6 protein-coding genes are annotated in these 8,389 nt (G+C 68.4%); all 6 read left to right on the top strand.

Going from position 1 to position 8,389, the window contains the following annotated elements:
• The first annotated feature begins 168 nt into the window (after window positions 1-168).
• A complete protein-coding gene (gene typA / locus RNC47_RS26315; RefSeq protein ID WP_311602162.1) occupies window positions 169-2,037 on the top strand; it encodes a translational GTPase TypA in 1,869 nt (622 codons plus the stop codon).
• Between the two features lie 370 nt (window positions 2,038-2,407).
• Window positions 2,408-4,033: a peptide ABC transporter substrate-binding protein gene (locus tag RNC47_RS26310; RefSeq protein WP_311602160.1), complete on the top strand. Its 1,626-nt coding sequence runs from the start codon at window positions 2,408-2,410 to the stop codon at window positions 4,031-4,033.
• A gap of 95 nt (window positions 4,034-4,128) precedes the next feature.
• Window positions 4,129-5,058, top strand: coding sequence for an ABC transporter permease (locus tag RNC47_RS26305; protein ID WP_311602158.1), 930 nt, complete (start codon window positions 4,129-4,131; stop codon window positions 5,056-5,058).
• Entirely contained in the window at window positions 5,051-6,037 is a 987-nt protein-coding gene (locus RNC47_RS26300) for an ABC transporter permease (RefSeq protein WP_311602156.1), read from the top strand. Before RNC47_RS26305 ends, RNC47_RS26300 begins: the two co-directional genes overlap by 8 nt.
• A 25-nt stretch (window positions 6,038-6,062) precedes the next feature.
• On the top strand, window positions 6,063-7,085 hold the full coding sequence (locus RNC47_RS26295) for an ABC transporter ATP-binding protein (protein WP_311602170.1): 1,023 nt from the start codon (window positions 6,063-6,065) through the stop codon (window positions 7,083-7,085).
• Complete coding sequence (locus tag RNC47_RS26290; RefSeq protein WP_311602155.1) at window positions 7,078-8,115, top strand: ABC transporter ATP-binding protein; 1,038 nt, start codon at window positions 7,078-7,080, stop codon at window positions 8,113-8,115. The genes RNC47_RS26295 and RNC47_RS26290 overlap by 8 nt, the downstream gene beginning before the upstream one ends.
• Window positions 8,116-8,389: the final 274 nt, after the last annotated feature.

The raw sequence follows: 8,389 nt of genomic DNA, 5'->3' as shown, positions 1-8,389 counted from the left end.
ATACGCCATCGTACGTTGCCCGGCCCCGGCCGGCGCCGGTGGCCCGGGCCGCCCGGGGCCGGGCAACGTACGATGGCGTATGAGGCCGGCGCCGTGCCCGCACGCGGCCGGCACCCCCGGTAGGGGCCCGCCGCCTCGTCCTCACGACACCTGGAGAAGCCCCCAGCCATGCCTACGCGCCATGACATCCGCAATGTCGCCATCGTCGCCCACGTCGACCACGGCAAGACCACGCTGGTCGACGCCATGCTGCGGCAGGCTGGAGCCTTCGCCGCGCACCAGCACGTCGACGAGCGCGTGATGGACTCCAACGACCTGGAGCGCGAGAAGGGCATCACCATCCTCGCCAAGAACACCGCCGTCAGGTACCACCCCAAGGGCGGTGGCGAGCCGGTCGTCATCAACATCATCGACACCCCCGGCCACGCCGACTTCGGTGGCGAGGTGGAGCGCGGCCTGTCGATGGTGGACGCCGTCGTGCTCCTGGTCGACGCCTCCGAGGGGCCGCTGCCGCAGACCAGGTTCGTGCTGCGCAAGGCGCTCCAGGCCCGGCTGCCGGTCATCCTCTGCATCAACAAGACCGACCGCTCCGACGCCCGGATCTCCGCCGTCGTGAACGAGACCTACGACCTGTTCCTCGACCTGGACGCCGACGAGGACCAGATCGAGTTCCCCATCGTCTACGCCTGCGCCCGCGACGGCATCGCCTCGCTGACCCAGCCGGCCGACGGCACGGTTCCGGCGGACAGCGACAGCCTGGAGCCGTTCTTCTCCACGCTGCTGGAGACCGTCCCGGCGCCGGTCTACGAGGAGGACGCGCCGCTGCAGGCGCACGTCACCAACCTGGACGCCGACAACTTCCTGGGCCGGATCGCGCTGTGCCGGATCAAGCAGGGCACGCTGCGCAAGGGCCAGACCGTGGCGTGGATGCGGCGTGACGGCAGCACGCAGAACGTCCGCATCACCGAGCTGCTGATGACCGAGGCGCTGACCAGGAAGCCCGCCGAGGTGGCGGGGCCCGGCGACATCTGCGCGGTGGCCGGCATCCCGGAGATCATGATCGGCGAGACCCTGGCCGACCCGGAGAACCCGGTCCAGCTGCCGCTGATCACCGTCGACGAGCCGGCGATCTCGATGACCATCGGCACCAACACCTCGCCGCTGGTCGGCCGTGGCGGCAAGGGCCACAAGGTCACGGCCCGGCTGGTCAAGGACCGTCTCGACCGCGAGCTGATCGGCAACGTGTCGCTGCGGGTGCTGCCGACCGAGCGCCCCGACGCCTGGGAGGTGCAGGGCCGCGGCGAGCTGGCGCTGGCCATCCTGGTGGAGACGATGCGCCGGGAGGGCTTCGAGCTGACCGTGGGCAAGCCGGAGGTGGTCACCCGCGAGATCGACGGCCGGGTGCACGAGCCCGTCGAGCGGATGACGATCGACGCGCCGGAGGAGCACCTGGGCGCGATCACGCAGCTGATGGCCAGCCGCAAGGGCCGGATGGAGACCATGACCAACCACGGCTCAGGATGGGTGCGGATGGAGTTCCTGGTGCCCTCGCGCGGCCTGATCGGCTTCCGCACCGAGTTCCTGACCGAGACCCGCGGCACCGGCATCGCGCACAGCATCTTCGAGCGTCACGAGCCGTGGGCCGGCGAGCTGCGCACCCGGAGCAGCGGCTCGCTGGTCGCGGACCGGTCGGGCGTCGCCACCCCCTACGCGATGATGAACCTCCAGGAGCGCGGCACGATCTTCGTCGAGCCGGGCACCGAGGTGTACGAGGGCATGATCGTCGGCGAGAACTCCCGCGCCGACGACATGGACGTGAACATCACCAAGGAGAAGAAGCTCACCAACATGCGGGCCGCCTCCGCCGACACCACGGAGAACCTGGTGCCGCCCCGGAAGCTCTCGCTCGAGCAGTCCCTGGAGTTCTGCCGCGAGGACGAGTGCGTCGAGGTGACGCCCACCGAGGTTCGCATTCGCAAGGTGGTGCTCGACCAGCGGGATCGCGCCAGGGCGGCCTCGCGCGCCAAGCGGCAGTAAGCCCCGTCGTGTCGGGCGACGGCGGTCGGTCGAGCGGGGCGGTGGGCCGTCCCCGTTTGGCCGGAAATCTCCGTTGCCCGGCGCGGCCGTCAAGTGAATTGACGTGTCCCAGCTAAGACCCTTCGTCCGGTATCCGGACCCTTCGGCTTGATCTGCGTCACATCGGTCCGGATACCGGAGAGTATCGGGCCCCCGTTTGTCCCATTTTGGGCGTTGTCACCTTCCCATCTTCATCAAAATGAAATGGGCCATCGGTGGATGAGACGAAGGTTTATGCGCAACAGTTGTGGGCATTGCGAACCGGACGCGGGTAGACCTCCGCGGACCGGGGTTCCTTATGCAGTGAAAGTGGACTCCAAGGAGGCAACCCATGCGTGGTGCGCGCAGCGCCAAGTGGGTCGTGAGTGCGATAGTCGTGGCCATGGCGGCGACCGCCTGTGGTAGCGACAGCGACGACAACGGCGGCGGGGGTGGCTCCGGTGACGTCAACGCCGATGGCATCGTCCGGATCGACGGCGGCGAGCCGCAGAACCCCCTGATCCCGACGAACACCAACGAGCAGTACGGCGCCCTGGTGATCCAGAACGTCTGGTCCAAGCTGCTCGACTTCGACGACAACGGCGAGATCTTCATGGTCGCCGCCGAGTCCGTCGAGCCGAACGAGGACAACTCCGTCTGGACCGTCACCCTCAAGGACGGCTGGACCTTCCACGACGGCACCCCGGTCACCGCGCAGAGCTACGTGGACGCCTGGAACTGGGCCGCCAACATCCAGAACGAGCAGAACAACAGCTTCTGGTTCGCGGACATCGTCGGCTACGAGGACGTGCACCCCGAGGAGGGTGACCCGACCGCCGACACCATGTCAGGGCTTCAGGTCGTGGACGACACCACCTTCACCATCGAGCTGAGCAACCCGGTCTCGTACTACGACTACAAGCTCGGCTACGACGCGTTCACCCCGCTGCCCGAGTCGTTCTACGACGACCCCGAGGCGTTCGGCGAGCACCCGATCGGCAACGGCCCGTACCAGTTCGAGTCCTGGACCAACAACCAGTCCATCGAGCTGACCCGCTACGACGACTACGCCGGTGAGGACGCCGCCCAGAACGGCGGCATCGAGATCATCGCCTACACCGGCCTGGACGCGGCCTACCAGGACCTGCTCTCCGGCAACCTGGACGTCATCCGCCAGGTGGACCCGCGCGACCTGCCCGTCTACCAGGACGACCTCGGCGACCGCGCGATCGCCCAGCCCTACAACGGCATCCAGACCATCGTCCCGGTTTGGTACAACTGGGAGGACACCGACCCGCGCGTCCTCCAGGGCGTCTCGATGGCGATCGACCGGGAGACCATCACCACCACGGTGCTGAACGGCTCCCGCACCCCCGCCGACAGCTTCGTCGCCCCCGGCGTCTACGGCTACCAGGAGGGCGCCTCCGGCGGCATCACGGACTACGACCCGGAGCGTGCCCGTGAGCTCGTCGAGGAGGGTGGCGGCATCCCCAACAACGAGATCACCATCCAGTACAACGCGGACGGTGGCCACCAGGAGTGGGTCGAGGCGGTCTGCGGCAACCTGATCGAGAACCTCGGCGTCGAGTGCGTCGGTGACGCCAAGCCGGACTTCGCGACCGACCTGGAGGCCCGCGAGGCCGACGAGGTCGTGAGCATGTACCGCGGTGGCTGGTTCCAGGACTACCCGCTGATCGTCAACTTCACCAAGGAGCTCTACGCCTCCTACGCGCAGAGCAACTACGGCCGCTTCAACAGCCCCGAGGTCGACGAGCTCTTCGCCCAGGGTGACGCCGCCGCCACGCTGGACGAGACGGTCGCCGCCTACCAGGAGGCCGAGCGTGTCCTCTGGGAGGAGATGCCCGCCATCCCGCTGTGGTACCAGAACGTCAACGGTGGTTACTCGGAGAACGTGGACAACGTCCGCTTCAACTCCGCGGGCCAGCCGGTGCTGACCGAGATCACGGTCAACAACTGAGCCGCACGGTCAGGCACCAGCAGCGTTAAGGGGGCCGACGGGCCGTTCCGGGAAGGGAACGGCCCGTCGGCCCCGCCGACTGACATGGAGGAACCATGGGGCGCTATGTCGTACGACGACTGCTCCAGATGATTCCGGTGTTCATCGGGTCCACGTTCATCATCTTCATGATGATGTACGCCCTCCCCGGTGACCCGGTCCGGGCCCTGTGGGGCGAACGCGCCCCGGACGAGGCCCAGATGGCCGCGATGCGCGAGAGCCTCGGCCTGGACGACCCGATCCTGGTCCAGTACTGGAACTACCTCACCGGACTGCTCCAGGGCGACTTCGGCACCCAGATCGCCAGCAGACGCGAGGTGATCGAGGTGATCTCCGACGCGCTGCCCGCCACCCTGCGCCTCACCGCGCTGGCCTTCCTCATCACCGTCGTGGTCGGCGTCGGCATGGGCCTGGTCGCCGGTCTGCGGGCCGGCAGGTTCTCCGACCGGGGGATCCTCTTCGTCACGCTGCTGCTGATCTCCGTGCCGGTCTTCGTGCTCGGCCAGATCTTCCAGACCTACCTCGGCGTCCGCTGGGGCTGGGTCACCCCCACCGTCCAGGACTCGGAGAACTGGGGGCAGTTGTTCCTGCCGGCGATCGTGCTGGCCTCGCTCTCCTTCGCCTACGTCGCCCGGCTCACCCGCACCTCCATCGTGGAGAACCGGCGCGCCGACTACATGCGCACCGCCAAGGCCAAGGGGCTCACCCAGCGCCGCGCCGTCGGCGTGCACCTGCTGCGGAACTCGATGATCCCGGTCGTCACCTTCCTCGGCGTCGACCTCGGCAACCTGATGGCCGGCGCCATCGTCACCGAGGGCATCTTCAACATCCACGGCATCGGCGGAGCCGTCTACCGCGCGCTCAACAGCCGCGAGGGATCGACGGTGGTGGGCATCGTCAGCTTCATCATCCTCGTCTACCTCGTCGTGACCCTGCTCGTCGACCTGCTCTACGCGGTCCTGGACCCGAGGATTCGCTATGCCTGAGCCCAAGGAAGTGAAGGCAGCCACCAACGACGTGGCCATCCCGGACCAGGCGGGACCCGTGCCCGTCGCCGTCGTCGAGGGCGCCACCGTCGTGGAGGCCGGGCCCGCGCCGGGCAAGCCGCGCAGCCTGTGGACGGACGCCTGGCACGACCTGCGGCGCAAGCCGAGCTTCGTGATCTCGGCGCTGATCATCCTGGTGCTGCTGGTGATGGCGGCCTTCCCCGGCCTGTTCACCAGCGCCAGCCCCCGGGCCGGCGACCTGAGCAACTTCTACCTCCAGGAACCGCAGCTCACCCACTTCTTCTCGCCCGAGTGGCTCGGCTACAACCAGCAGGGCCAGAGCGTCTACGCCCGGATGATCTACGGCACCCGCGCCTCGATCATCATCGGCATCTCGGTCACCGCGATCGTCTTCGTCTTCGGCAGCCTGGTCGGCATGCTCGCCGGCTACTTCGGCGGGGTGCTCGACACCCTGCTCTCCCGGCTCACCGACATCTTCATGGGCATCCCTTTCCTGCTGGGCACCATGGTCATCCTGGTCTCCTTCGACACCAGGACCGAGTGGACCGTCACCTTCGCGCTGGCGTTCCTCGGCTGGACCACCATCGCCCGCGTCATGCGCGGCTCGGTGATCTCCGTCAAGCAGTCCGACTACGTGGCCGCCGCCCGCTCACTCGGCGCCGGCACCTGGCGGATCCTGCTCCGGCACATCCTGCCCAACGCCATCGCCCCGGTCATCGTCGTCGCGACGATCGCGCTCGGCGGATACATCACCTCCGAGGCGGTATTGTCGTATTTGGGTATCGGGCTCTCGGAGCCGGCGATCTCGTGGGGCGGTGACATCAACCGGGCCCAGGACCAGATCCGGGTGGCGGAGCACATCCTGCTCTACCCCTCGATCCTGCTGAGCATCACCATCCTGTCCTTCCTGATGCTGGGTGACGCCGTGCGTGACGCCCTGGACCCCAAGCTGCGCTGAGGGAGAAACGCGCGTGTCGATCGAAATGACCAAGGCGGAAGTCCCCGGGGTGCCGCTGCTCGAAGTGCGGGACCTCCACGTGGAGTTCCGCACCAGGGACGGCGCGGCCAAGGCCGTCAACGGCGTCAGCTACACCGTCGACGCCGGCGAGACCCTGGCCGTGCTCGGCGAGTCCGGCTCCGGCAAGTCCGTCACCGCCCAGACCATCATGGGCATCCTGGACACCCCGCCCGGGAAGATCACCGGCGGCCAGATCCTCTTCCGCGGCGAGGACATGCTCGCCATGTCCGAGGAGCAGCGGCGCCGGATCCGCGGCGACAAGATCGCCATGATCTTCCAGGACGCGCTCTCGGCGCTGAACCCGGTCCTCTCCGTCGGCTTCCAGCTGGGCGAGATGTTCCGGGTGCACCGGGGCATGTCCCGCAAGGAGTCCAAGGCCAGGGCCATCGAGCTGATGGACCGGGTCCGCATCCCGGCGGCGAAGGAGCGGGTGAACGACTACCCGCACCAGTTCTCCGGCGGCATGCGGCAGCGCATCATGATCGCGATGGCGCTGGCCCTGGAGCCCGACGTGATCATCGCGGACGAGCCCACCACCGCCCTGGACGTCACCGTCCAGGCCCAGGTGATGGACCTGCTCGCGGAGCTCCAGCGCGACTTCAACATGGGCCTCATCCTCATCACCCACGACCTGGGCGTCGTCGCCGACGTCGCCGACAAGATCGCGGTGATGTACGCCGGCCGCATCGTGGAGAACGCCCCGGTGCACGAGCTCTACAAGCGGCCCGCGCACCCCTACACCAAGGGCCTGCTGGACTCCATCCCGCGCCTCGACCACAAGGGCCAGGAGCTCTACGCCATCAAGGGCCTGCCGCCCACCCTCACCGCGATCCCCTCCGGCTGCGCCTTCAACCCGCGCTGCGCGCAGGCCAGGGACGTCTGCCGGAGCGAGGTCCCGCCGCTGGTCGACGTGACGGAGCAGGACGGCGGCCCGATCGGCGGCCGGACCAGCGCCTGCCACTTCTGGAAGGAGACGATCCATGGCTGAGCCGACCCGCGAGCCCATCCTCCAGGTGCGCAATCTGGTCAAGCACTTCCCACTCACCCAGGGCATCCTCCTCAAGCGGCAGATCGGCGCGGTCAAGGCCGTCGACGACGTCTCGTTCGAGCTGTACCAGGGCGAGACCCTGGGCATCGTGGGCGAGTCGGGCTGCGGCAAGTCCACCGTCGCCAAGCTGCTGATGAGCCTGGAGAAGCCCACCTCGGGCCAGATCCTCTACAAGGGCGAGGACATCTCCAAGCTCTCGAGCCGCGCCCTGAAGGCCGTCCGCCGCAACATCCAGATGGTCTTCCAGGACCCGTACACGTCGCTCAACCCCCGCATGACGGTCGGCGACATCATCGGGGAGCCCTTCGAGATCCACCCCGAGGTGGCGCCCAAGGGCGATCGGCAGAAGAAGGTGCGCGAGCTCCTCGACGTGGTCGGGCTCAACCCCGAGTACATCAACCGCTACCCGCACCAGTTCTCCGGCGGTCAGCGCCAGCGCATCGGCATCGCCCGCGGCCTGGCCCTCAACCCGGAGATCATCATCTGCGACGAGCCGGTCTCGGCGCTCGACGTCTCGGTCCAGGCGCAGGTCATCAACCTGATGGAGCGGCTGCAGGACGAGTTCGACCTGAGCTATGTCTTCATCGCCCACGACCTCTCCATCGTCCGCCACATCTCGGACCGGGTCGGCGTGATGTACCTGGGCCGGATCGCCGAGATCGGCACCGACAGGGAGATCTACGACCACCCCACCCACCCCTACACCCAGGCCCTGCTGTCGGCCGTGCCGCAGCCGGACCCGGCGGCCCGCGACGCCCGCGAGCGCATCATCCTCACGGGCGACGTGCCCTCCCCGGCCAACCCGCCCTCGGGCTGCCGCTTCCGCACCCGCTGCTGGAAGGCCGAGGCCCGCTGCGCGGAGGAGACCCCGCTCCTGGCCATCCCCGCCCGCTTCGAGTCCGCCGACACGGGCGCGGCCCACCCCTCGGCCTGCCACTTCGCCGAGGAGAAGGACGTCGTCCACGCCTGACGCCGCTCTTTTTCCCGTCCGCCCACCCGCCATCGGCGGGTGGGCGGCGGTGCGACGCCTGGCCCGCACCGCCTTCCGCGCGGACCAGGCCCGCGGCGTCCGCCGAACGACGCGCTCAAGCACCGCCGCCAGCCGGCCAACGCGCCCGGTGGCGTCGGTCACCCGCTCGATCTCGTCGCCTTCGTGTCCAGGTGAGCTCCGGGCTTGCGGGCGTTGGGTGTGACATCCGCCGTTGTCTCGTTTTCCCGCTTCGGCTCTCTGACCCATGGGCACG

Source organism: Streptomyces millisiae (assembly GCF_031845425.1).
Classification (GTDB): Bacteria; Actinomycetota; Actinomycetes; order Streptomycetales; family Streptomycetaceae; genus Streptomyces; species Streptomyces millisiae.
This window is presented reverse-complemented; position numbering and strand designations above follow the sequence as displayed.